Here is an 884-nt window from a genome sequence, read left to right on the forward strand (position 1 = left end):
ACCGAAGACCGACCGGAGACCTCGTGCCCAGGGTAGCGGCAGCGAGGCGGCACGACCTCACCGACGCTCAGTGGACGGGGCTGCGATCTGTCCTGCCTGCCGAGCCGGGCCGGGGGCGTCCGCCGCGGTGGACGAAACGACAGATCATCGACGGGATCCGGTGGCGGGTCCGGACCGGAACCCCGTGGCGGGACGTGCCAGAGGTGTACGGGCCTTGGCAGACCTTGTACCGCTGGTTCCGGCGTTGGCAGCGTGACGGCACGTGGGCGAAGATCCTGGCCGGGTTGCAGGCCGGGGCGGACGCCGCCGGGAAGATCGAGTGGACGGTGAGTGTCGATTCCACGATCAGCCGCGCTCACCAGCACGCCGCGGGTGCCCGTCGGGACGGTCACCTGCAGAAGGAGCCGCCAGGTGGCGTTGCCGCCGAGCCTGCCGATCATGGACTGGGTCGATCGAGGGGCGGGTTCACCACCAAGACGCACCTGGCATGCGAGCAGGGCCGCAAGACTCTCGCCGTGGTGATCACCGGCGGGCAGCGCGGAGACAGCCCGCAGTTCGTCCCCGTGCTGGAGCGGATCAAGGTGTGCCGGGTCGGCGGCGGCCGGCCCCGCACACGTCCTGACCTGGTCCTGGCCGACAAGGCGTACACCAGCCGCGGCAACCGCGGGTATGCCCGTCGCCGAAAGATCCGGGTCTGCATCCCGAGCAAGGCCGATCAGGACGCCCACCGCAAGGCCAAGGGATCCAAAGGCGGACGGCCGCCCGCCTTCGACCCCGCCCTCTACCGGCTGCGGCACGCCGTGGAATGCGGCATCAACCAGCTCAAGCAGAACCGCGCCATGGCCACCCGCTACGACAAACTCGCCGTCCGCTTCGAAGCCACC

General features: G+C 70.4%; 1 protein-coding gene. It reads left to right on the top strand.

Features of this window, described 5'->3' with window-relative positions; translation table 11 throughout:
* Positions 1-23: 23 nt before the first annotated feature.
* A partial coding sequence (locus FXF52_RS41160) for an IS5 family transposase (RefSeq protein WP_148805051.1) occupies positions 24-884 on the top strand: 861 nt, incomplete at its 3' end.

Source organism: Micromonospora sp. MP36, from assembly GCF_008119785.1.
Classification (GTDB): Bacteria; Actinomycetota; Actinomycetes; order Mycobacteriales; family Micromonosporaceae; genus Micromonospora.